The sequence below is a fragment of the Pontibacter virosus genome, assembly GCF_003096355.1.
GTDB lineage: Bacteria > Bacteroidota > Bacteroidia > Cytophagales > Hymenobacteraceae > Pontibacter > Pontibacter virosus.
In genome coordinates this window covers 51,207-72,458 of sequence record NZ_QEKI01000006.1, presented here as the reverse complement: position 1 = coordinate 72,458, position 21,252 = coordinate 51,207, and the positions used below count along the sequence as shown (strand labels likewise).

Here is a 21,252-nt window from a genome sequence, read left to right as displayed (position 1 = left end):
AACTCTTCACTTTCCTCATATGCTAAGCTGTTGTCGAGGAACATCATCACACATGAATGAAAAAATACTTAATCCCGCTACTATTACTTTTACCGGTAGGCATACTTTCTTATGTCTACAACCTGACGAGTTTTCTGTTGCTTGCAATCATTGCCTTTTGTCTGGCGGCTCTATTGGTAGTCTTTATAGTAAAGGTTTTTCGCCCTAACATTCATAAAAAGTGGCTGAGACTGCCTTTAATGATAACAGCTATCTGCGCTACAGGTGTGCTTGTTGACCTTTTGCGCCCATTAGATCCTGCTGTGGTAGACGCTGGTGATGCGAGTCATAAGCTTGCCTACGCTTATGAAACGGACCAGGCAGACCGCATGACCCTTAAAACTTATTTTAGTCTGTTCGATGACAGCATGGCGAATCGAGACAGCATCAGGCTCGCACAAGTCCGTCAACTCTATCAGGAAGAGCAGATAAGCTTGCCGATAGATAAGTTTTATGCCGCTTTTGTGTTCCATCATAGCAAGAAGAGCGAACTCTTTGAGATAGCTCAGAAACTGGCTGGCGAAGCTGCTGCTGTAAGTGAACTAAAGGATAACTATGTGGTGCAATGGCTAGCCAGGGCAACGTACGACAGGTGGATGGTCTCTTTAGGAAAACCAGAGAAGTATGGCACGCAAAACAAGTTCAGTGTTAGTGTTGAGTAGCTATATTTAAAACATAGGAATTTCCATGGGAAATACGAACATACTTTCTTCAGCAGAAGCGAAAGAACTTCTCAACACCCTAAAAACCCGCTTCGAAAAAAACACGCACCGCCATGCAGGTATCGTGTGGGCGGATGTACAGGCCAGACTGAAGGCAAACCCTGCGAAACTGTGGTCGCTGCACGAAATGGAGCGCACGGGAGGGGAGCCGGACGTGGTAGGGCAGGATGCGAAAACAGGCGAAGTTATCTTCATGGATTGCACAGCAGAAAGTCCCAAGGGGCGCCGAAGCGTATGCTACGACCGCGCGGGACTCGAGTCCAGGAAAGAGCACAGGCCAGAAAACAATGCGATTGATATGGCAACTGCTATGGGTATCGAACTACTGACAGAGGGGCAGTATCGGGAGCTGCAAAAGTTTGGTGAATTTGATCTAAAGACTTCGAGCTGGATTCAAACACCGGATGATATTAGAAAGCTAGGTGGTGCGTTGTTTGCCGATTTTCGCTACGGGTATGTATTTGTGTACCACAACGGAGCGCAATCTTACTATTCCGCTCGGGCTTTTCGTGGTGCCTTGAGGGTCTGAATTTCTTAACAAGCTAAGCTATACCTTGCACTAGCCTACACCAGTTCAAATTGATTACGCTAAACAAACTTATACCTACATGAAAAAACTTTTTACCCTTTTGTTATTAGTAGCTTCCGGATACGCTGCCCAGGCGCAGGTGGTGGATGTATCGGCGGCCGAACGCTATTTTGAACTGGTGGATACCCTGAAATCGGGCAAGCAGCTACACGATGATACCTGGCACCAGTTTCTGGCAATGAAAGGCAACCAACAGTACATCGAAAACCAGAATTACAAGGAATCTTACCTCAATAACTATCGCAAAACGATGGAAGTGGTCTACATGCCCGAGCATGACAGTCTCTTGCAAGTCCGGTTACAGGACTGGCAGGCGAACTACATGACCTACAGCATTCATGTGTACAAAGCGCATGAAGCGGAACTGCGCCAGTACCTGGCGCAGCTAAAAGCGGATAAAGAAGGCTATGTAAACACCATGTACCAAACCTGCTACAGTATGCTTCCAAAACGCATGCACGGCAAAAACGCCAGTACAGGTGTCTACCTGATCGCTTTGGACAACGATGCGGTGGCTCATAAAGGAAACATGGTGCTGAACCTGTGGCTCGAATACAAGTTCAATCAGGTGAAGCCGGGTGCTGTGGGAGGTCATGAGCTACACCATTTGCTCAACAAACCAAAGCGCTATGATGTGGCTGAAAAAGATAAAAGCCTTCTGCTGATGCTGCAGTTGCTGATGAACGAGGGAGTTCCTGATCTGATCGACAAGAAATATGCGGTTGCCCCCAACATGCCGGAGGATATGCAGTGGGGCACCTATTTGCTGGACCTGGGCAAACAAAACCTTCCGAAAGTAGATGCTGCTATCAAAGAAATAGCCTCCGGCCAGAAGGAGTACTCCAGCAAAGAGATCAGAAACCAAGTGATCGGTATGAGTGGTCACGTACCCGGCTTTTACATGGCCGACGTGATTGAGCGGAATGGGCTTAAAAAGAGATTGGTGTCGAACATGGACAATCCCTTCCAGATCATCCACCTCTACAACAAAGCCGCAAAGAAGGATAAATCGAAGCCCTTTGTGTTCTCCGACGAAGCCATTGCTTACCTTAAGAAGATAGAATCCGAAGCTAAAGTTTTAAATTAAAGCTATACCTTTCTGCTACCTACAGCGGGATAGCTTTAACGAAATAAGAATATGAATCACCTATCACTTGCCTCCATCAGCCTTTTGGCTGCCCTGGTGCTGGGCAGTTGCACCACAGATGCCATGCATAATGCCAATCCTGTTTCCAGCGATGTGCAGGTAGTGGGTGCGATGCGGCATGTGATGTGGAAGGGCGAACTAGCCGGCAAAGTCGATCTGGATACCCTTACGAATAAGCAGCACCTCTACGGACTCGGACCGGTAGAGTACCTGGCTGGCGAATTGTTGATCTTGGATGGCAAGTCCTATAAATCGGTGGTGACCAGCGACACGACCATGCGGGTTGAAGAAACTTTTGCGGTAAAAGCACCATTTTTTGTATACGCGCAGGTGCCCGATTGGCATGAGCTAAGCTTGCCAGACTCTATCCGAACCATGCAGCAGCTGGAGCTATACCTGGATCATGAAACGCAGAACAGCAAACGGCCTTTTGCTTTCCGGGTAAGTGGCCAAGTAGAACGGGCTACCATCCACATCGTCAATCTGCCGGCAGGTTCTACTGTGAGTTCGCCCGCCGAAGCCCACCAGGGACAGGTTAATTACGAATTGGCGCAGTCGGATGTAGACATTGTAGGCTTCTTTTCAACTGAGCACAAAGCCGTTTTCACCCACCACGACACTTTCATGCACCTGCATCTGATCACAAAAGACCGTGCCCAAATGGGACACCTGGATGATGTAACTTTTAAATCCGGCACCCTGACGCTATACCTGCCGGAGGCATAATAAGACCTTCTATTCTGGACTTTCATAACAGCTGTTTTACCTAAGGTCAGTCTAAAGGTATAGCAGCTGTTTTTTTGTGCTATTTCTTATATTGAACTAAACCAACAATATTCAGTATCGATACTATCTTGTCTTGAAATCTACGTATACTAATAAGACTGATTATCTGTGTCTTATGTAGCTTTTCCCATGACAAGGTTTTCTCCCTTCATCCTGCTTTGTCTTTGCTTCTGTTTGTCATTTTCCGAAGCGATAGGTCAGGCATTTGCCAGCGACACAGCCTACTTCACCTCTAAACGCAAAAGCATCACTATTCCCTTTAAACTGGTGCATAACCTGATTATCATTCCGGTACAGATCAACGACTCGAAACCTCTGAATTTCATACTCGATTCAGGTGTGAAAAATACGCTGATCACCCGCCTGCAATATTCAGATTCGCTCAGTTTAAACGAAGCCGGTCGCATTACTTTGCAGGGGCTTGGCACGGGGCACGAACTGGAGGCCATTTACTCCAAGGGAAACTTTATGCGCATGCCCGGCATCGTGGGGGTAAACCACCAGGTATACGTACTGATGGAGGATGTTTTCAATCTGTCTACCCGCATGGGTATGGCCGTTCACGGCATCATCGGTTACGACATTTTCCGCAATTTCATTGTCAAGATAAATTACAGCAGCAAAACGCTGACACTCTACCGACCTGACCTGGATCTTAAGATCCACAAAAAAGCAGAGGTATACCCGCTCCACATTGAGAACACCAAGGCCTATGTAGAGGCGGGGGTTCGGCAGCACAACGGGGATTCCATCAAAGTGAAGCTCGTGATCGATACGGGAGCGAGCCATTCGATTTCGCTCTACCTGCCCACAGACGAGCGTTTGCAGCTACCGCCGAAAGTAATGGAAGCCTACCTGGGTCGGGGATTGAGTGGGGACATCAGTGGCAAGATAGGCCGTATCAATAGTTTTTCGCTGGGCAGGTACGAGCTGCACAACCTGCCGGCTTCCTATCCGGACGAAGCGTCGATCAAGGCGGCGCTCAACCTGGCGAACCGCAACGGTAACCTGGGCTCCGATATTCTGAAGCGTTTTACCGTGATATTCGATTACCCGCACCAACGCATGGTGCTGATGCCCAATCGCAAATACAGCGATCCGTTTTACTACAACATGACCGGCTTTGAAATCAGTACGCCGCTGCCCGGCGCCAACTTCTACATCGTGTCGCATGTAATAGACGACTCACCTGCCAAAGCGAGCGGACTACTGCCCGGCGATCAGCTCATCAACATCAACGGGAGGGACTGTACAGAACTTGCCCTGGACGAATTGCTCGAACTCTTCGACAGCAAGCCGGGCCGCAAGGTAAGACTGAAGCTGAAGCGGGACTCTAAACTGGTAAACGTAGAGATGGTTTTGCAGAGCAGGATCTAGCCTAGGCCTGCTGCATATCCATGTATACCTGCACGCCCAATAACACCACTGCCATCACGACCAAGGCAATGCCGACATAGAACCTAATTTTAGGGATGGGGGAAGCTACCATGTTGCCAACCGCATCGGGTTTGTTAAAGCGCAGATTGGATAAGATGAGACCGTTTCCAAAGCTAAGCCAGATGGCAGCCATGAGCGGGTCACGGGTCAGGAACAGGGAGGCCGTGCCGATGGCTGAAAATAAAAGGCCAATGATAACGCTAAGGGATATATTCTTCATTGCGCCGCAAGATACGCAAAGGTGCTAAAAGGTTAAGAGCTCGAATTCGTTTTAGGCTCCGTATTTCGAGTTGAAGTCAAATAAACGGAGATCATTTAAACTAAATGTTGTAACTTTTTGTAGTAAGGTGTAAATTTTATCATAATTTACAACCAATTGTTGTAGATGCCGATATTAATTGCAAATCTTTGCTTTGTATTACAGGCAAAGACCTGTTTTAATAAAATTTGAACCAACAAATTGAAATGAAAAAAAAGCCGTTTTTATCATCTGCGATGGTAAATCACCTTTCTCTGAAGGGTGCGTCTTTTTCTATCCTGTCTGCCAGGATAGTTTTGAGGGCCATTAATGCCGTGGTCCGCTACAGGCCCTAGGCCGACATGCCTCCCGACTACCCACGCAGTAGTCAAACTTCCAAATTTTTTATGTGAGTGAAAGTTGCCTGATGCAGGTATGCGAAGCTGCATATCCATTTCACAGCATTGTTTCAATTATTTCTAATTCTGTATCAGTTTGGTTATGCATAGGCATAGCCCCGGTATATAATTTATATAATGAATCCATCTCCTTTTATCATTACCGTTGCCACTGTGCAACACACCAGCTATGCGCAGCAAATCTGCGATGAAATGGAGTCCTCGGCTAAGGCCAGAGGTACAGGTATAGCCAAGCGTACCCCGGAGTACATTGCCCAGAAAATGCTGGAAGGCAAGGCCGTGATCGCCTTGGACGTGAACGGCGTTTGGGCTGGCTTCTGTTACATCGAGACTTGGAGCCATGGCAAGTATGTGGCCAACTCAGGATTGATCGTATCACCGGAGCTCCGCAAAAGCGGCCTGGCCAAACTGATCAAAAACAAAATTTTTGAGCTGTCACGCACCAAATATCCGGAGTCAAAGATCTTTGGTCTGACTACCGGTCTGGCTGTGATGAAGATCAACTCTGACTTGGGTTACCGTCCGGTTACCTACTCTGAACTGACCGACGATGACGCTTTCTGGGATGGATGCAAAAGCTGCATCAATTACGAGATTCTGTTGATGAAGAACCGAAGCAACTGCCTCTGCACCGCCATGCTCTATGATCCTGCACGCGAGCAGAAGCCAATCGCCCGGGAGCAGCTTCAGATTCTAATTCCGATTGAAGAGCCGTCTATACCTGTTGGCTATGGCACCTTTGCACAAACTCACGGAAACCAAAACACGAACCCGACAAGCATTTAAGAATATCATGAAGAAGAAAGTTGTTTTAGCCTTCAGCGGCGGCCTGGATACCTCTTACTGTGTAAAGTACCTAAAAGAAGAAAAGGGACTGGAAGTGCACTCTGTTTTGGTAAATACCGGTGGTTTCTCAGCAGAGGAACTGCAGCAGACGGAGCAGCGTGCCTACGATCTGGGTGTGACGCAGCATACGAATCTGGATGAAACGGAGTACTACTACCAGAGCTGCATCAAGTACCTGATCTTTGGTAATGTGCTGAAGAACAACACCTATCCGCTGTCGGTTAGTGCCGAGCGTGTGACACAGGCCATGGCTATCGCCCGCCATGCCAAAGCCCTGGGTGCCGACTATGTGGCCCATGGCAGCACAGGCGCTGGTAACGACCAGGTACGCTTCGACATGATCTTTCACGTGATGATCCCGGAGATTGAGATCATCACGCCAATCCGCGACATGAAGCTTTCCCGTGAAGAGGAGATTGAATACCTGAAGCAGCACGGCGTGGAATACGACTTCGTGAAAGCGCAGTACTCCATCAACAAAGGCATATGGGGTACTTCCGTAGGCGGCAAAGAAACGTTGACATCGCACCAGCCACTGCCTGAATCGGCCTACCCAACCCAACTCACCAAAGAGCAACCAGAACGTGTGACGCTGCATTTCGTGAAAGGCGAACTGACAGGTATAAACGACCAGGTGTACGACAGCCCGGTGCAAGCCATTCAGGCCTTGCAGGGTATAGCAGGTCCATTTGCCATTGGCCGCGACATCCACGTGGGCGATACCATTATCGGTATCAAGGGCCGCGTTGGTTTTGAGGCAGCCGCCCCGATGGTGATCATCAAGGCACACCATACCCTGGAGAAGCACGTGCTAACCAAATGGCAGCTTTACTGGAAAGACCAATTGGCGACCTGGTACGGCAACTGGCTGCACGAAGGGCAGTTCATCGACCCGACGATGCGTAACATCGAGACCTTCCTACAGGAGACACAGGAGAATGTGACCGGCAAAGTACACGTTCTGCTGGCGCCTTACCGTTTCCAGGTAGAAGGCATCGAATCAGAGCACGACCTGATGTCGTCGAAGTTTGGTAGCTACGGCGAAATGAACAATGCCTGGTCAGGGGAGGATGTGAAAGGCTTCTCAAAGATTTTCGGCAACCAGGCCGTGATGTACCACAAGATCAACAATACCGAATTATAATGGAAGTAACGATAAAAGCAGGTATAGTAGGCGGGGCGGGCTACGCCGGCGGCGAGCTGTTGCGTCTGCTTTTGCTGCACCCCAACGTAGAGCTGGCATTCGTGCAGAGCCGCAGTCAGGCAGGCAAACCGGTATACGCCACGCACCCTGATCTGCTGGGCGAAACCGACATGTTGTTTTCAGCTGATGCAGCTATACCTGTGGATGTCCTTTTTCTATGCGCCGGCCATGGGGAGGCGGCCAAATTTCTGGCAGAGAACGAAGTGCCGGCTGAAACAAAGATCATTGACCTGAGCCAGGATTTCCGCTGGAACGAAAATACCGCAAGAGATGCGGTGGAAGCAGGCGAAAGAAACTTTGTGTACGGCTTGCCGGAGTTGCAGCGTGAGCAGATACAGCAGGCGCAGCACATTGCTAACCCGGGATGCTTTGCCACAGGTATACAGTTGGCTTTGCTGCCGCTTGCCAAGCAGGGTCTGTTGAACGCCGATGTGCATGTGAGTGGCATCACAGGATCAACCGGAGCCGGTCAGAGCCTGAGCGCTACTTCGCATTTCAGCTGGCGTACCGAGAATATTTCTACCTACAAAGTAATGGAGCACCAGCACCTGCGTGAGATCAAGCGCAGTCTGCTGTACCTGCAGGCAGAAGGCCAGCCGGACATCCACTTTATACCTTACCGGGGACCTTTTGCACGGGGCATTTTCATAACGGCCTACCTGCAGTCGGATCTTTCGTTGGAAGAGACCCAAGCTATGTACAAGGACTACTACCAAGGACATCCTTTTACCATCGTCACAGACCAGAACCCGGACCTGAAGCAGGTGGTGAACACAAACAAGTGCGTGCTATACCTGCAGAAGCATGGTAACATGCTCGTGATCACCAGCCTGATCGACAACCTGCTGAAAGGGGCCGCTGGACAGGCCGTGCAGAACATGAACCTGTTTTTTGGGTTGGATGAGACTACAGGCTTAAAGCTAAAAGCCGCGGCGTTTTAAAAGGATTCTTCCGAATGGAATACCTCTTTAAAGGGGGGAGGGGATAAATTACGCTGAGGACAAAACAATCAGCAGTCAATAATTTAACCATTTAACAATTAAGCAATTTAACCATGCTCACATACCCAAGAACACTGTTCTACATCTATTTTCTAACCTCTTACATCTAATTCCAAAGCCATGAACCTCTTTGATGTTTACCCGCTCTTCAATATCGAACCTGTAAGAGCAGCCGGTCTGTCTGTTTGGGACAAAGAAGGCCGCAAATACCTCGACCTATACGGTGGCCACGCCGTTATTTCTATAGGTCACTCTCACCCACACTACCTCAAGCGCATCGCGCGCCAGCTGTACGACATCGGTTTCTACTCTAACGCGGTGCAAATGCCGATGCAGCAGGAACTGGCCGAAAAGCTGGGCAAACTCAGCGGTTACGAAGACTATAGCTTTTTCCTGTGCAACTCCGGGGCTGAGGCCAACGAGAACGCCCTGAAACTGGCATCCTTCCAGACAGGTCGTAAAAGAGTGATCTCCTTCACAAAATCTTTCCACGGACGTACATCTGCCGCTGTGGCCGCAACCGACGATCCGACCATTGTGGCCCCGATCAACCAGACAGACAACATCATCTTCCTGCCGTTTAACGATGTAGCTGCTTTTGAGCAGGCGCTATTGGAGCATGGACAGGAACTGGCTGCTGTGATCGTGGAAGGTATACAGGGTGTAGGAGGGGTAAACATTCCGACAGTTAATTTCCTAAAAGTATTGGAAGCTGGCTGTAAAAAAGTTGGGGCACATCTGATTCTGGATGAGGTGCAATCAGGTTATGGTCGCTCTGGTAAATTCTTTGCGCACCAGCATGCCGACATTACTCCGGATCTGATCACGGTTGCCAAGGGTATGGGCAATGGTTTTCCGGTGGGCGGCGTGCTGATTGGTCCGAAAATAGAGGCGCGGCATGGCATGTTGGGCACTACGTTCGGAGGTAACTATCTGGCCTGCGCTGCGTCGCTGGCAGTGCTGGAAGTAATGGAGAATGAAAACCTGTTGGAAAATGCCACCATCATGGGCCACTACCTGAAAGAGAAGTTAGAAGGTATGCCGGGCGTGAAGGAAGTGCGCGGACAGGGCCTGATGATCGGTATAGAACTAAATGAAGCCTGTTCAGCTATCCGCAAAGAACTGCTGAACCAATATGGCATTTTCACGGGCAGTTCTTCCAACAAGAACACGCTACGTTTGCTTCCTGCCATGACCATCAGCAAAGCAGAAGCCGATAAGTTTTTGAAAGCATTTTCATCAATCCTTACCCAGAAAGTAACCGCCTAATGAAGCAATTCACTTCCGTACACGATGTGCAGGACGTAGCCGCCCTAGTGAACGAAGCACTCGAACTAAAGCAGTCGCCTTACGCACACAAATCACTTGGCCAGAACAAAACGCTTGGTCTGATTTTCATGAACCCCAGTTTGCGCACCCGCCTGAGCACACAAAAGGCCGGAATGAACCTGGGTATGAACGTGATGGTGATGAACCTTGACAAAGAAGGTTGGGCACTCGAAACCCGTGATGGCGTAATTATGGATGGCACAACGGTGGAACATATCCGTGAAGCCGCTGCGGTAATGGGACAGTACTGTGATATCATCGGCATTCGCTCTTTCCCAAAATTGCAGGACAGAAACGAAGATTACAGCGAAGACCTTTTGAACAAATTCATCGAGTTGACAGGAGTTCCGATTGTAAGCTTGGAGTCAGCTACGCGCCATCCGCTGCAAAGTCTGGCCGACCTGGTGACAATCAAAGAACAGGCCGCTGCGGGCAAGCGACCAAAAGTTGTATTAAGCTGGGCACCGCATATCAAGCCTATTCCGCATTGTGTGGCCAATTCATTCGCAGAATGGATGCAGCAGGCGGATGTGGAGCTAGTCATCACAAACCCGGAAGGCTACGATCTGGCAGAAGAGTTTACGAAAGGCGCACAAGTGCTGCACAACCAGGACGAGGCCTTACAAGATGCGGACTTTGTGTACGTAAAGAACTGGTCGAGCTACGAGCAGTACGGACAGGTGCTCACAGACGGTGAGGGCTGGATGATCACAAACGAAAAGTTGGCACTGACCAACAACGCCAAAGTGATGCACTGCCTGCCGGTGCGTCGTGGTCTGGAACTGAGCCACGAAGTACTGGACGGACCGAACTCGCTGGTAATCGAACAAGCGAATAACCGTCTGTACGCCGCGCAAGCCGTGTTGAAGCGGATGTTGGAATCGCTTTAGGGATTTAGTGGGTAAGTGAGTTAGTGAATTTGGAGATTTGGAGATGTTCCAGGTATACTTGTAGGGACAGGTCGTGACCTGTCCGAATCGTGCACAAAGTACATATTGCAGGTATATCTTGTACATTAAGGGATAAACCCAACAGTTATATTTTGTTCGTAGTCGACGATTAACATACGTGCGGACAGGTCGCGACCTGTCCGCACAAAATCATCCATATCGCTTAACCAATCCATTAACTAAACCACTCACTAGCCCACTATTCAAATCACTCAGTCACAAGCTCACTCATTAAAACATGTACATCATAAAAATAGGCGGAAATGTTTTAGATAACCCGGAGCGGTTGCAGCGTTTTTTGATTGATTTCGCGCAACTGCCCGGGCCTAAACTACTGGTGCACGGCGGCGGCAAAATTGCTTCTACCATCGGGCTGCAACTGGGCATACAGCCAGCTTATGTAGAGGGCCGCCGCCTGACTGACGCCGAGACACTCAAGTTGGTAACCATGGTATACGCCGGGCTCATCAACAAAAACGTGGTGGCACAACTACAGGCATTGGGTTGCAATGCCATCGGGATGACTGGTGCCGACGCCAATGCTATACCTGCCACCAAACGCCCTGTGAAAACGGTGGATTACGGTTTTGCAGGCGATATAGCTGGTCCCGAAACCATCAATGCCACCGCTATCCGGGCACTGCTGGATGCCGGACTTACTCCTGTTTTTGCACCGCTCACCCACGACGGGCAGGGTAGTTTGCTCAACACCAACGCCGATACCATTGCCTCCGTGCTGGCCACGGCATTAGCTCCGTATTATAAGGTGCAACTGGTATACTGCTTTGAGAAGAAGGGTGTATTGTCCGATGCGCAGGATGATGATTCTGTAATCTCAGCAATCGACCAGAACAGGTATCAGGAACTGAAAGAGAAAGGCATTGTGACAGATGGCATGATCCCGAAGCTGGACAACGCCTTTGCAGCGCTCCGCCAGGGTGTGAGTGCCGTGCTGATCGGGGAAGCAGAGGGACTTCCTTCTTTGGCCGATTCAGAAGCTTTCTCAGGCACTACCATCACGCTCCGTCATGCATAAAGAAAGCCTATACCCGGAGGCCCTGGCTCTCCTGCAGCAACTCATCGCTATACCTTCTTTCAGCAAGGGAGAAGACAAAACGGCCGACCTGCTTGCAGGTTTTTTGAAAAGCAAAGGGGTAGAAATACACCGTAAGCAAAACAATGTATGGGCCTTTAATAAGCAGTACAATGCAGCACTGCCGACCTTATTGCTCAACTCGCACCACGACACCGTAAAGCCTAATACCGGCTATACCCGCAACCCTTTTACAGCTACCGTGGAAGATGGAAAACTCTATGGTCTGGGCAGCAACGATGCAGGTGGTTGCCTGGTGTCTTTGCTCATGACTTTCCTCTACTTTTATGAAGAGACCGGACTAAGGTATAACCTGGTATTTGCAGCAACGGCCGAAGAAGAGATTTCTGGCAGGAATGGCCTGGAACTGATCCTGCCCGAACTGGGCGAACTGGAAGCTGCCATAGTAGGCGAGCCAACGCTCATGCAATTGGCGGTAGCTGAGAAAGGTTTGCTGGTACTGGATTGTGTTGCAAAAGGCCGCTCGGGTCATGCCGCGCGCGAAGAAGGATTGAATGCGATCTACGAAGCACTGCCGGATATTACCTGGTTTCAGAACTTCCGTTTTCCGAAAGTATCAGAGCACCTCGGCCCGGTGAAAATGTCCGTGACCATGATACAGGCAGGAACGCAGCACAATGTGGTACCCGATCAGTGCAAGTTCACGGTAGATGTGCGCCTGACGGATGCGTATACCATGGAGGAGGTGTTGGAGGTAATAGGTCAGCATGTAAAAGCAGACGTGACGCCACGTTCCATGCGACTCAAGCCCTCTTCTATATCGTTGGACCACCCGCTGGTGCAGGCAGGTATAGCGTTGGGTCGCAGTACTTATGGTTCACCAACAACATCTGACCAGGCTTTGCTGTCCATACCTTCCCTCAAACTCGGACCCGGTGACTCCGCCCGCTCACACATGGCTGACGAGTTCATCTACCTAAACGAGCTAGAAGAAGGTATAAGCCTTTACATTGATATACTTGAAAGGGTAGTAAAATAGTACCAGGAGCGGGAATCGAACCTGCTCGAAATGACAGAAAGAAAAATCACTCAATCACTCAATCAAAATATGAAACTCTGGCAAAAGAACAGCAACGTTAAAAAAGAGATCGAGCAATTTACAGTTGGCCGCGATCCTGAATTTGACATGCAGTTGGCTGCTTTCGATGTACTAGGCTCTCTGGCGCACACGCGTATGCTGGAGCAGGTGGGTTTGCTGGAGAAAGAAGATCTGGATGCGCTGCAGCAGGAGATGAAAGCCATCTATCACCGCATCGTGGCTGGTGATTTTGAGATTGAATCAGGCGTGGAAGACGTGCACTCGCAGGTAGAGTTGGAGTTGACCCGCAAACTGGGAGAGGCTGGCAAGAAAATTCACAGCGGTCGCTCCCGCAACGACCAGGTGCTCGTTGACCTGAAGTTATACCTGCGACACGAACTGCAGCAAGTGGTGCAGGAGGTGAAAGCCCTATTTGATGTGCTGCAGGAGCAGAGTGAGCGCCACAAAGACAGGTTACTGCCCGGCTACACCCACCTGCAGGTGGCCATGCCTTCGTCCTTCGGTCTTTGGTTTGGCGCCTATGCTGAGAGCCTGGTGGATGATGTGCTACTCCTGCAAGCGGCTTACAAGATTACGGACAAAAACCCACTGGGATCTGCGGCTGGTTACGGCTCATCGTTTCCGCTCAATCGGCAGCTGACGACAGATCTGCTCGGCTTTGGTACCCTGAATTACAATGTGGTGTACGCGCAGATGGGGCGTGGTAAAACAGAACGGGTGGTAAGCACCGCCATGGCATCAGTGGCAGCAACGCTGGCGCGTATGTCCATGGACCTGTGCCTGTATATGAGCCAGAACTTTGCCTTTGTGAGCCTGCCCGATAACCTGACGACCGGCTCGAGCATCATGCCGCACAAGAAGAATCCGGATGTATTTGAGATCATGCGCGGTAAGTGCAACAAAATGCAGGCCCTGCCAACCGAAATCTCGATGCTGCTCGTCAACCTGCCGTCCGGTTATCACCGGGAATTGCAGCTACTCAAAGAATCGCTCTTTCCGGCTATCACTGAATTAAAAGAATGCCTGCATATGATGACTTTTATGCTGCCACAACTGCAGGTGCGTGATCAGATCATGGAGGAGGACAAGTACAAGTATGCTTTCAGCGTAGATGCCGTTAATGCCGAAGTGCTGGTCGGAATGCCTTTTCGAGATGCTTATAAAGTGGTAGGCGAAAGAATCGAAGCGGGTACGTTTACGGTTCCGGAAACCGTCACCCATACCCACGAAGGCAGTATCGGAAACCTTTGCAATAAGGAAATTGCTTCTCGGATGGACCAGGCTATCGAAGGCTTCCACTTTGAAAGAGCCGAGAAGGCACTTCAAGAACTTGTAAAATAAGATCAGTAGCGAGGACTTATAACTGCCTCGTTTCTTAATGCTGGCTATACCTGCTTAGAGAATCGATCAGGTATAAGTCAGGTCATCTTAATTAATCCAGGCAGATTCTACTAAAAAGGGAAGGCGTGTCAGTCCGAAACGGATCCTTAACATGCCTTCCCTTTTTATGCCCAACCACGCAAGCGCGCGAGTGAAATCAGTTTAGCCGGAAGTTCTGAGGCTTGATGTTATTTAGTTTTCGGGTAGCCTGCAGGAGCGTGGCAACAAGCAGGGCTATAAATACCGACATCCCGATAACCAGGTAGGAGAGCACTTTCAGTGTTTTCACTTGCCTGTCAGCCGACTGGTACAATTCTTTTCCCACTTCCCCCTGCAGCTTAATCAGTTCGTGCAACGGCTCTAGCAAGTGCAGGAATGCCTGGTGTCCCTCCGTGCGATACAGATTTTCAGCTTCTTCTTTTTCTCCCTCGCTGCTTAGCTTCAGTATCCGGTCCTGTACGGCCACCAGTTTTCCAAACTCTTTGTTATAAGTAGCCAGCCCGGCACTTTCACGCTCGATCAGGTACGTTTTCTCAAACTGATCTATCAATGTTTCTATCTCTTCTGTATTCGCCACAACCAGCTGGTGCAGGCTGTCTTGCTCCGATGCGGATGCTGAAAGAATGTGGTCTTCCAATGTCAGGCGGTTTTGATAGTAGCGTTCCATCACATCCGAAATAACCAGCGAGGGGACCAAACGGTCGTGGTATACCTCGCTAAACTGATTACTTACCCGTCCGATGCTGTAGCTGGCAAACCAGTTAGCCAGAATAATGATAGCAAACACTGAACCCAGCGCAAATGCCACTTTATCACGTTTTGTTATTCGATAGGCCCAGTTCATACGCAACAAGATTTAAGTAAAAGACAAGATACGTTTTAAGGCTTATAAAACCCAATACAAACCAGCATTATGAAGTGCAATAATTGTGCTGAACTTGCGGCATATTGTTACTTCTTCTTTCTAAAATACAGATAACTTCTTTCATAGTCCGCGTATAAGAGGCACACTGTTATTAAGTGCAACACAAAAAAGCTGCCTGTGATTCCGATCAAGATCCATACGCAACCTGACGATTCCACCTGCGGGCCTACCAGTTTGCATGCGGTTTATCGCTATTTCAAAGATACTATCTCGTTGAGCGAGGTGATCAAAGAAGTGCCGTATCTGGACGAAGGCGGTACACTGGAAGTACTGCTGGCCTGCCATGCGCTTAAAAGAGGCTACAAGGCCCGCATCTATACCTACAACCTGCACATTTTTGATCCTACCTGGTTTCAACTCAGCAATGAGGAAATCATCGTGAAACTGGAAGAGCAGCTGGCTTTTAAGAAAGGCACAAAATTCAAGCGGGCCACCCTGGCATACATTGATTTTCTGCAGAGGGGTGGCGAGTTGCGTTGTACGGACCTGACCAAAGGGTTGCTAAGGGAGTACTTTGAGAAGGGCATTCCGTTGCTCACCGGCCTTAGTGCCACCTACCTGTACCAAAGCTCCCGGGAGTTTAGCGACGAGGAGGGCAACTCAATTTATGACGATGTGCGTGGCTACCCGATGGGGCACTTTGTGGTGCTGTGCGGCTTTGCTGATGACCAGAAACAGATTGTGGTGGCTGATCCGTACCAGGAGAATCCTTTTTTTCAAAACAATTACTATGAGGTGAAGGCATCGCACCTGCTCAACTCCATTATGTTGGGAATGGCTACTTTTGATGCCAACCTGCTGGCCATCAAGCCAGTGGACTCTGAACCCATCGACGAATAAACCATGCGAAAAATAGTTGTAGTGGATTATCCCAAAGACTGGGATGTGGCGATTGAAGACGTGGAAGTGGTGGATGTGCAAACATACCTGACAGACACCGCCTATACTGATATAAAAAATGCCCGGATCTTTAACCTGTGCCGCTCTTACAAATACCAGAGCGCCGGTTACTATGTGTCATTGCTGGCCGAGGCGCGGGGGCATAAACCCATACCGAGCGTGGCCACCATGCAGGACCTCAAAAGCCCGACCATTGTGCGGGCCATTACAGTGGAACTCAACGACCTGATCCAGAAAACCCTGGGAACCCTGCGCTCCAAGTCCTTTACCCTGAGTATTTATTTCGGGCAGAATGTGGCGCAGAAGTACGAGAAGCTTTGCAAGCAACTGCACGACCTGTTCCAGGCGCCGCTGCTGCGGGCGCAGTTTGTCTACAAAGATGAATGGGTGCTGCAAAGTATTTCGGCTATACCGATCAACGACGTACCGGAGCACCACTGGCGCTACCTGCTGCGTTTTGCAAAGTCCTACTTTGCCAGACACCGCTTTTCGGGCGCCAAGATCGGACGCAATAAAATATACGACCTGGCCATCCTGGTCGATCCGGACGAGAGTGAGCCGCCATCCAACAAAAAGGCGCTGCAGCACTTTGTAGAGGCCGGTGAGAGCATGGGCTTCTATGTAGAGATGATCACCAAGGACGACTACCGTCGGCTGCCTGAATTTGATGCGCTCTTTATACGCGAGACCACTTCGGTCAACCACCATACCTACAAATTCGCCCGCAAAGCGTATGCCGATGGACTGGTGGTAATTGACGATCCGATCTCGATCCTGCGTTGCACCAACAAGGTATACCTGGCGGAGCTGCTCACCAAGGCAAAAGTGCCTATACCTAAGACAATGATCATCCACAAAGACAACCGCGAACTTGTAGAGCAGGAGCTCGGTATACCTTGTGTGCTCAAGAAACCGGATAGTTCTTTCTCGCAGGGTGTGGTAAAGGCCAAAGACAGCGAAGGATTGCAGCGGGAGTTAGACGAGATGCTGGTTGACTCCGAACTGATCATCGGGCAAGAGTTCACCCCGACTGATTTTGACTGGCGTATCGGCATCATGGACAAGCAGCCGCTCTATGCCTGCAAGTACTTCATGGCCAAGGGACACTGGCAGATCTATAACTGGAGTGGCAAGAAGAACGACACGGAAGGAGACCACGAAACGGTACCATTTGAGGAAGTACCATTCGTTGTGCTGCACACGGCTATAAAGGCGGCGAACCTGATCGGAAACGGGCTATATGGCGTGGATATAAAGGAGATTGATGGGAAGGCCTATGTAATTGAAGTGAACGACAACCCGAGCATCGACGCCGGATGCGAGGACCAGATACTCAAAAAAGAGCTTTATACCGCTATCCTTAAATCCATAAAGAAACGCATAGATGACAACAAGAACGTTAGAACAGATGAGTACTAAACCCGCGACACTGCACCTGTTTGAAGGCTATGGTGTGGAAATGGAATATATGATCGTGGACACGGACACCCTGCAGGTTCGTCCAATTACAGATCAGCTGATCTATGACGAAGTGGGCGCCTACGTGTCGGACGTAGAATTTGGCAAGATGGCCTGGTCCAACGAATTGGTGCTGCACGTGGTAGAACTGAAAACTCAAGCGCCTGCCCACACCCTGATCGGGCTGGAAAATGACTTTCAGGAGCATGTCAGGAAGATCAACCAGCTGCTCGAAAAGCACAATGCCATGCTGCTTCCGACGGGCGCACACCCGCTGATGGACCCTTTCAAGGAAACGAAACTGTGGCCACACGAGCACAACGCGGTATACGAAGCCTACAACCGCATTTTTGACTGTCGTGGACATGGCTGGGCCAATCTGCAGAGTACGCACCTGAACCTGCCGTTTGGCAGTGATGAGGAGTTCGGAAAGCTGCACGCTGCCATCCGCATGGTGTTGCCGCTTATACCTGCCCTGGCTGCGTCTTCACCTGTGCTGGACGGTAAAGTATCCGGTTTGTTGGACACCCGCCTGGAGGTATATCGCCACAACCAGAGCAAGATTCCCGCAATTGCCGGCAAAGTTGTGCCTGAATCCGTGTTTACGCAAACAGATTACCAGGAGCAGATCCTGAATCGCATGTATCAAGCGGTAGCCCCACACGATCCGGAGGGTGTGTTGCAGGAAGAGTTTCTAAACTCACGCGGCGCCATCGCCCGCTTCGACCGCAATGCCATCGAGATCCGCATCATCGATATTCAGGAAAGTCCGGTAGCCGATCTGGCCGTGCTACAGGCTTTCGTTGCCGCTATACAGGCTTTGGTAGCTGAGCGCTGGGTAGGTATAGACAAACTGAAGCAATGGGACGAAAGCCGTTTGTCAGATCTTTTCTTGCAGGTGGTGCACAACGGGCAGGAAGTGGTGATCAACGACCGGGCGTTTATCGATTGTTTTGGTTTTGACTGCGAAGATAACTGTACGGTAGGCGAACTGTGGAAGCACATTGTAGCTGAAACATTGAACCTCGAAGAACAGCCCCATGTAGTCCATGCCCTTAACGTGATACTTTCTCGCGGTTGCCTATCCAAACGCATTGTAGAGGCACTGGGCGACAACCCAGGTGAGCAGGATATTCGACGCGTATACCTTAGCCTGGCGCGTTGCCTGCAGCAAGGCAGTGTATTTATACCTGAAAAACCATGCTGAGATTATTACTGACTTGCGAACACGGAGGAAACCTGATACCCCCAGCTTATGCTCCGCTCTTCCAAGGGCATGAGGAGGTTTTGAAAACGCACCAGGGTTACGACATTGGCGCTCTGGAGCTGTATAATACCCTGAAGCCAATTGCGGACGTAGGTTTTTATGCTGAAACCAGCAGGCTGCTGGTGGAGTTAAACCGCTCCCTGCATCACGCTAAACTTTTCTCAGCCTATACCCAAGTACTGCCACCCACGGAAAAGGAACGTCTGCTCGAAAAACATTACAAACCTTACCGGGAGCAGGTAGAGCAAATGGTATCGGACTTTGTTTCGGCAGGAAGGCGCCTGCTGCATGTGGCCGTGCATACCTTCACACCGATGCTGGATGGAGAGGAGCGCCAGGCTGATATCGGTCTGCTTTACGACCCGAAGCGCAAACACGAACAGGCCTACAGCAAAGAGTGGAAGGCTGCCCTGAACAAAGCAGATAAAGATCTGCTTGTCCGCTTTAATTACCCCTATCTGGGTATAGCCGATGGCTTTCCTACGTACCTGCGCCGCAAATTCTCGGCAGATGAGTATGTGGGCATTGAGCTGGAGGTAAATCAGAAATTCCCGCAGCAGGGTGGTGCCCGCTGGCAGGAAATACAAGCGCTGCTGGCACGTACGCTGCAGGAAGTTGTGCTGCGTAACAGGGCTTTGTTGTCCGAGCATGGTATTTAGAGAACAAAATATGCTGTAATACAGTACTGTATGTTATATATGAAGAGTTTTGCATATAACCATAGCGCTATCTCTTCATGCAGTATACACCCTTAGCAAGGGATCAATCTTTTTAATTTTAATAACTAAAATTCTAAAACTATGAAGATCAGAAGTTTACTTAACCTGGTATTTGTTCTGGTAGCCGCGCAACTGATGTTTGCCTGTAGCTCAGCCAAGTACTACGAGTTTGCCGGCCACAAGCAGGCACCTTATCATGACATGAAAAAGCCTGCTCCACAGCAGGAGGTAGCCCCTGAGATATCACTGAGCGAAGTAGCTATGGCTGCGGCTGAGGAGAAAGCCACCGAAAAAGCAGTTGCAGAACCTGTATTGGAGGCTAGCGTTGCCGTACCTGCTGCCCCTGTGGCATCAGCTCCCAAAGTGGCCCCAATAGCACCTGCTGCCGAAGAAGTGACTATTACTGAAGCCGAAGCCATGGCCATGGCGAAAGAGCGCATTGCCAATATGACGAAGGCTGAGAAAAAGGAATTTAAGAAAGAGGTTCGTGAAGCCCTGAAGCAAGACCGGCGTAGTGGTGAACTGAGCATCATCAAGATTATCCTGGCCGTACTTCTTCCTCCGCTGGCCGTATTCCTGCATGTGGGTATCGGCACGCAATTCTGGATCAGCCTTATCCTAACGCTACTCTTCTGGATTCCGGGTGTGATCTACGCACTACTCGTTGTGACAGACACTATCTAAAGCCCAGGCGTTAGTTATCCATTAAAAGCACTGCCTTCCGGGGCGGTGCTTTTTGTTTTATGCCTACTTAACCCCGTGAGCACGTTTGCGTTTTATACCTTAAACTGACCTTTATACCTTTACAAGCATGGAATACAAGGACTATTATAAGATACTTGGCGTAGAGAAGTCTGCCTCCCAGGCCGAAGTCAAAAAGGCCTACCGTGCTTTAGCCAAGAAGTATCACCCTGATAAAACGAAAGGCGACAAAGCAGCCGAAGAGAAGTTTAAGGACATTAGTGAGGCCTACGAAGTACTGGGCGATGAGCTGAAGCGCAAACAATACGACGAATTGGGTTCTAACTGGCGGCACTTTCAGCAGCAGGGCGGGCCATACCAGGGAAGACCTGGTGGTGGCGGCACTTACTACGAAGGCGACATGGGCGATATGTTTGGAGGAGGCAGTGGCTTTTCTGATTTCTTCGAACAGTTCTTCGGTGGAGGGTTCTCACAGCAGGGGGGAGGCTTCCGCTCCGGCAGGCGAGCGCCCAAAGGGCAGGACTATGAAGCCGAGATGCTCATCACGATGCAGGAAGCATACAGCGGCACCTCCCGTTTACTAACCGTCAATGGCCAGCAATTGCGGATTACCACCAAGCCAGGCGTATCTGATGGACAGGTGCTCCGGATTAAGGGAAAAGGCGGTCCTGCGGCGGGTGGAACTGCCGGAGATCTGTACATACGAGTGCAGGTGCAGCCGCTCCCCGGATTTGAACGGCAGGGAGATGACCTTCACACGAAACTGAACCTTGATATGTATAGCGCCATTCTAGGAGGGGAGGTGCAGGTAAGCACACTAACCGGCAAGCTTAAGCTTAAAATACCAGCCGGTACACAGAATGCGAAGACGCTGCGCCTCCGCGGAAAGGGAATGCCCGTGTACGGTAAAGCAGACCAGTACGGCGATTTGTACGTAAAGATAGATGTGCAGCTGCCTGTTCACCTCTCAGAAGAGGAGCGTGGCCTGATGGAGCGGCTCAGGGAGTTGCATCAACGGAAGACCGCCAGCGTATAAATAAA

The 21,252-nt window shown here is 49.9% G+C and carries 21 protein-coding genes; 19 read left to right on the top strand and 2 right to left on the bottom strand.

Annotation, left to right across the window (positions count from 1 at the left end; translation table 11 throughout):
- The first annotated feature begins 56 nt into the window (after nucleotides 1-56).
- From C8E01_RS10860 to C8E01_RS10840, 5 genes are all read left to right on the top strand, one after another.
- Nucleotides 57-701, top strand: a complete 645-nt coding sequence (locus C8E01_RS10860; protein WP_116543455.1) for a hypothetical protein — start codon at nucleotides 57-59, stop codon at nucleotides 699-701.
- A gap of 25 nt (nucleotides 702-726) precedes the next feature.
- A complete protein-coding gene (locus tag C8E01_RS10855) occupies nucleotides 727-1,290 on the top strand; it encodes a DUF4256 domain-containing protein (RefSeq protein WP_116543453.1) in 564 nt (187 codons plus the stop codon).
- 79 nt (nucleotides 1,291-1,369) lie between these two features.
- The gene (locus tag C8E01_RS10850) at nucleotides 1,370-2,437 is read left to right on the top strand and encodes a DUF5700 domain-containing putative Zn-dependent protease (protein ID WP_116543451.1); all 1,068 of its coding nucleotides are present in this window, start codon (nucleotides 1,370-1,372) and stop codon (nucleotides 2,435-2,437) included.
- Between the two features lie 51 nt (nucleotides 2,438-2,488).
- Nucleotides 2,489-3,223, top strand: a complete 735-nt coding sequence (locus C8E01_RS10845) for an acetolactate decarboxylase (RefSeq protein WP_116543450.1) — start codon at nucleotides 2,489-2,491, stop codon at nucleotides 3,221-3,223.
- 189 nt (nucleotides 3,224-3,412) lie between these two features.
- Nucleotides 3,413-4,660 (top strand): aspartyl protease family protein, encoded by a 1,248-nt coding sequence (locus C8E01_RS10840; protein WP_116543449.1) that lies wholly within the window; start codon nucleotides 3,413-3,415, stop codon nucleotides 4,658-4,660.
- A gap of 1 nt (nucleotide 4,661) precedes the next feature.
- Here C8E01_RS10840 and C8E01_RS10835 read toward each other — a convergent pair whose 3' ends face one another.
- On the bottom strand, nucleotides 4,662-4,940 hold the full coding sequence (locus C8E01_RS10835) for a hypothetical protein (RefSeq protein ID WP_116543448.1): 279 nt from the start codon (nucleotides 4,938-4,940) through the stop codon (nucleotides 4,662-4,664).
- Between the two features lie 554 nt (nucleotides 4,941-5,494).
- On the opposite strand from C8E01_RS10835, the gene C8E01_RS10830 reads away from it, so the two are divergent.
- From C8E01_RS10830 to argH, 8 genes are all read left to right on the top strand, one after another.
- Nucleotides 5,495-6,163 carry a GNAT family N-acetyltransferase gene (locus C8E01_RS10830; protein WP_116543447.1) on the top strand — a complete coding sequence of 223 codons (669 nt, stop codon included), beginning with the start codon at nucleotides 5,495-5,497 and terminating at the stop codon, nucleotides 6,161-6,163.
- A 7-nt stretch (nucleotides 6,164-6,170) separates the two neighbouring features.
- The gene (locus C8E01_RS10825; RefSeq protein ID WP_116543443.1) at nucleotides 6,171-7,367 is read left to right on the top strand and encodes an argininosuccinate synthase; all 1,197 of its coding nucleotides are present in this window, start codon (nucleotides 6,171-6,173) and stop codon (nucleotides 7,365-7,367) included.
- Nucleotides 7,367-8,368, top strand: coding sequence for an N-acetyl-gamma-glutamyl-phosphate reductase (gene argC / locus C8E01_RS10820; RefSeq protein WP_116543441.1), 1,002 nt, complete (start codon nucleotides 7,367-7,369; stop codon nucleotides 8,366-8,368). Before C8E01_RS10825 ends, argC begins: the two co-directional genes overlap by 1 nt.
- 180 nt (nucleotides 8,369-8,548) lie before the next feature.
- Nucleotides 8,549-9,697: an aspartate aminotransferase family protein gene (locus C8E01_RS10815; RefSeq protein WP_116543439.1), complete on the top strand. Its 1,149-nt coding sequence runs from the start codon at nucleotides 8,549-8,551 to the stop codon at nucleotides 9,695-9,697.
- A complete protein-coding gene (locus C8E01_RS10810; RefSeq protein WP_116543438.1) occupies nucleotides 9,697-10,647 on the top strand; it encodes a Rossmann-fold NAD(P)-binding domain-containing protein in 951 nt (316 codons plus the stop codon). Before C8E01_RS10815 ends, C8E01_RS10810 begins: the two co-directional genes overlap by 1 nt.
- A gap of 298 nt (nucleotides 10,648-10,945) precedes the next feature.
- Nucleotides 10,946-11,743 carry an acetylglutamate kinase gene (gene argB / locus C8E01_RS10805; RefSeq protein WP_116543436.1) on the top strand — a complete coding sequence of 266 codons (798 nt, stop codon included), beginning with the start codon at nucleotides 10,946-10,948 and terminating at the stop codon, nucleotides 11,741-11,743.
- Entirely contained in the window at nucleotides 11,736-12,800 is a 1,065-nt protein-coding gene (locus C8E01_RS10800) for a M20 family metallo-hydrolase (protein ID WP_116543434.1), read from the top strand. The genes argB and C8E01_RS10800 overlap by 8 nt, the downstream gene beginning before the upstream one ends.
- Nucleotides 12,801-12,869: 69 nt before the next feature.
- On the top strand, nucleotides 12,870-14,201 hold the full coding sequence (argH, locus tag C8E01_RS10795; RefSeq protein ID WP_116543433.1) for an argininosuccinate lyase: 1,332 nt from the start codon (nucleotides 12,870-12,872) through the stop codon (nucleotides 14,199-14,201).
- A 196-nt stretch (nucleotides 14,202-14,397) separates the two neighbouring features.
- On the opposite strand, the gene C8E01_RS10790 is transcribed toward argH, so the two are convergent.
- Complete coding sequence (locus C8E01_RS10790) at nucleotides 14,398-15,048, bottom strand: MCP four helix bundle domain-containing protein (protein WP_243409532.1); 651 nt, start codon at nucleotides 15,046-15,048, stop codon at nucleotides 14,398-14,400.
- Nucleotides 15,049-15,282: 234 nt separating this feature from the next.
- Between C8E01_RS10790 and C8E01_RS10785 the strand changes: the two genes are divergently transcribed.
- The 6 genes from C8E01_RS10785 (at nucleotide 15,283) to C8E01_RS10760 (ending at nucleotide 21,247) form a co-directional block, all read left to right on the top strand.
- Nucleotides 15,283-16,005, top strand: coding sequence for a peptidase-C39 like family protein (locus C8E01_RS10785; RefSeq protein WP_116543430.1), 723 nt, complete (start codon nucleotides 15,283-15,285; stop codon nucleotides 16,003-16,005).
- Between the two features lie 3 nt (nucleotides 16,006-16,008).
- Entirely contained in the window at nucleotides 16,009-17,484 is a 1,476-nt protein-coding gene (locus tag C8E01_RS10780) for a RimK family protein (protein WP_116543428.1), read from the top strand.
- The gene (locus tag C8E01_RS10775; RefSeq protein WP_116543426.1) at nucleotides 17,474-18,730 is read left to right on the top strand and encodes a carboxylate-amine ligase; all 1,257 of its coding nucleotides are present in this window, start codon (nucleotides 17,474-17,476) and stop codon (nucleotides 18,728-18,730) included. The genes C8E01_RS10780 and C8E01_RS10775 overlap by 11 nt, the downstream gene beginning before the upstream one ends.
- Nucleotides 18,724-19,449 (top strand): N-formylglutamate amidohydrolase, encoded by a 726-nt coding sequence (locus tag C8E01_RS10770; protein ID WP_116543424.1) that lies wholly within the window; start codon nucleotides 18,724-18,726, stop codon nucleotides 19,447-19,449. Before C8E01_RS10775 ends, C8E01_RS10770 begins: the two co-directional genes overlap by 7 nt.
- 141 nt (nucleotides 19,450-19,590) lie before the next feature.
- Nucleotides 19,591-20,193: a YqaE/Pmp3 family membrane protein gene (locus tag C8E01_RS21925; protein ID WP_243409531.1), complete on the top strand. Its 603-nt coding sequence runs from the start codon at nucleotides 19,591-19,593 to the stop codon at nucleotides 20,191-20,193.
- Nucleotides 20,194-20,320: 127 nt separating this feature from the next.
- Complete coding sequence (locus C8E01_RS10760) at nucleotides 20,321-21,247, top strand: DnaJ C-terminal domain-containing protein (protein WP_116543422.1); 927 nt, start codon at nucleotides 20,321-20,323, stop codon at nucleotides 21,245-21,247.
- The last annotated feature ends 5 nt before the right edge of the window (nucleotides 21,248-21,252 follow it).

Bases quoted from the DNA above. Each gene is read 5' to 3' on its own strand.
- C8E01_RS10860 (WP_116543455.1), top strand. From the start codon at position 57: ATGAAAAAATACTTAATCCCGCTACTATTACTTTTACCGGTAGGCATA.
- C8E01_RS10855 (WP_116543453.1), top strand. From the start codon at position 727: ATGGGAAATACGAACATACTTTCTTCAGCAGAAGCGAAAGAACTTCTC.
- C8E01_RS10850 (WP_116543451.1), top strand. From the start codon at position 1,370: ATGAAAAAACTTTTTACCCTTTTGTTATTAGTAGCTTCCGGATACGCT.
- C8E01_RS10845 (WP_116543450.1), top strand. From the start codon at position 2,489: ATGAATCACCTATCACTTGCCTCCATCAGCCTTTTGGCTGCCCTGGTG.
- C8E01_RS10840 (WP_116543449.1), top strand. From the start codon at position 3,413: ATGACAAGGTTTTCTCCCTTCATCCTGCTTTGTCTTTGCTTCTGTTTG.
- C8E01_RS10835 (WP_116543448.1), bottom strand. From the start codon at position 4,940: ATGAAGAATATATCCCTTAGCGTTATCATTGGCCTTTTATTTTCAGCC.
- C8E01_RS10830 (WP_116543447.1), top strand. From the start codon at position 5,495: ATGAATCCATCTCCTTTTATCATTACCGTTGCCACTGTGCAACACACC.
- C8E01_RS10825 (WP_116543443.1), top strand. From the start codon at position 6,171: ATGAAGAAGAAAGTTGTTTTAGCCTTCAGCGGCGGCCTGGATACCTCT.
- argC (WP_116543441.1), top strand. From the start codon at position 7,367: ATGGAAGTAACGATAAAAGCAGGTATAGTAGGCGGGGCGGGCTACGCC.
- C8E01_RS10815 (WP_116543439.1), top strand. From the start codon at position 8,549: ATGAACCTCTTTGATGTTTACCCGCTCTTCAATATCGAACCTGTAAGA.
- C8E01_RS10810 (WP_116543438.1), top strand. From the start codon at position 9,697: ATGAAGCAATTCACTTCCGTACACGATGTGCAGGACGTAGCCGCCCTA.
- argB (WP_116543436.1), top strand. From the start codon at position 10,946: ATGTACATCATAAAAATAGGCGGAAATGTTTTAGATAACCCGGAGCGG.
- C8E01_RS10800 (WP_116543434.1), top strand. From the start codon at position 11,736: ATGCATAAAGAAAGCCTATACCCGGAGGCCCTGGCTCTCCTGCAGCAA.
- argH (WP_116543433.1), top strand. From the start codon at position 12,870: ATGAAACTCTGGCAAAAGAACAGCAACGTTAAAAAAGAGATCGAGCAA.
- C8E01_RS10780 (WP_116543428.1), top strand. From the start codon at position 16,009: ATGCGAAAAATAGTTGTAGTGGATTATCCCAAAGACTGGGATGTGGCG.
- C8E01_RS10775 (WP_116543426.1), top strand. From the start codon at position 17,474: ATGAGTACTAAACCCGCGACACTGCACCTGTTTGAAGGCTATGGTGTG.
- C8E01_RS10770 (WP_116543424.1), top strand. From the start codon at position 18,724: ATGCTGAGATTATTACTGACTTGCGAACACGGAGGAAACCTGATACCC.
- C8E01_RS21925 (WP_243409531.1), top strand. From the start codon at position 19,591: ATGAAGATCAGAAGTTTACTTAACCTGGTATTTGTTCTGGTAGCCGCG.
- C8E01_RS10760 (WP_116543422.1), top strand. From the start codon at position 20,321: ATGGAATACAAGGACTATTATAAGATACTTGGCGTAGAGAAGTCTGCC.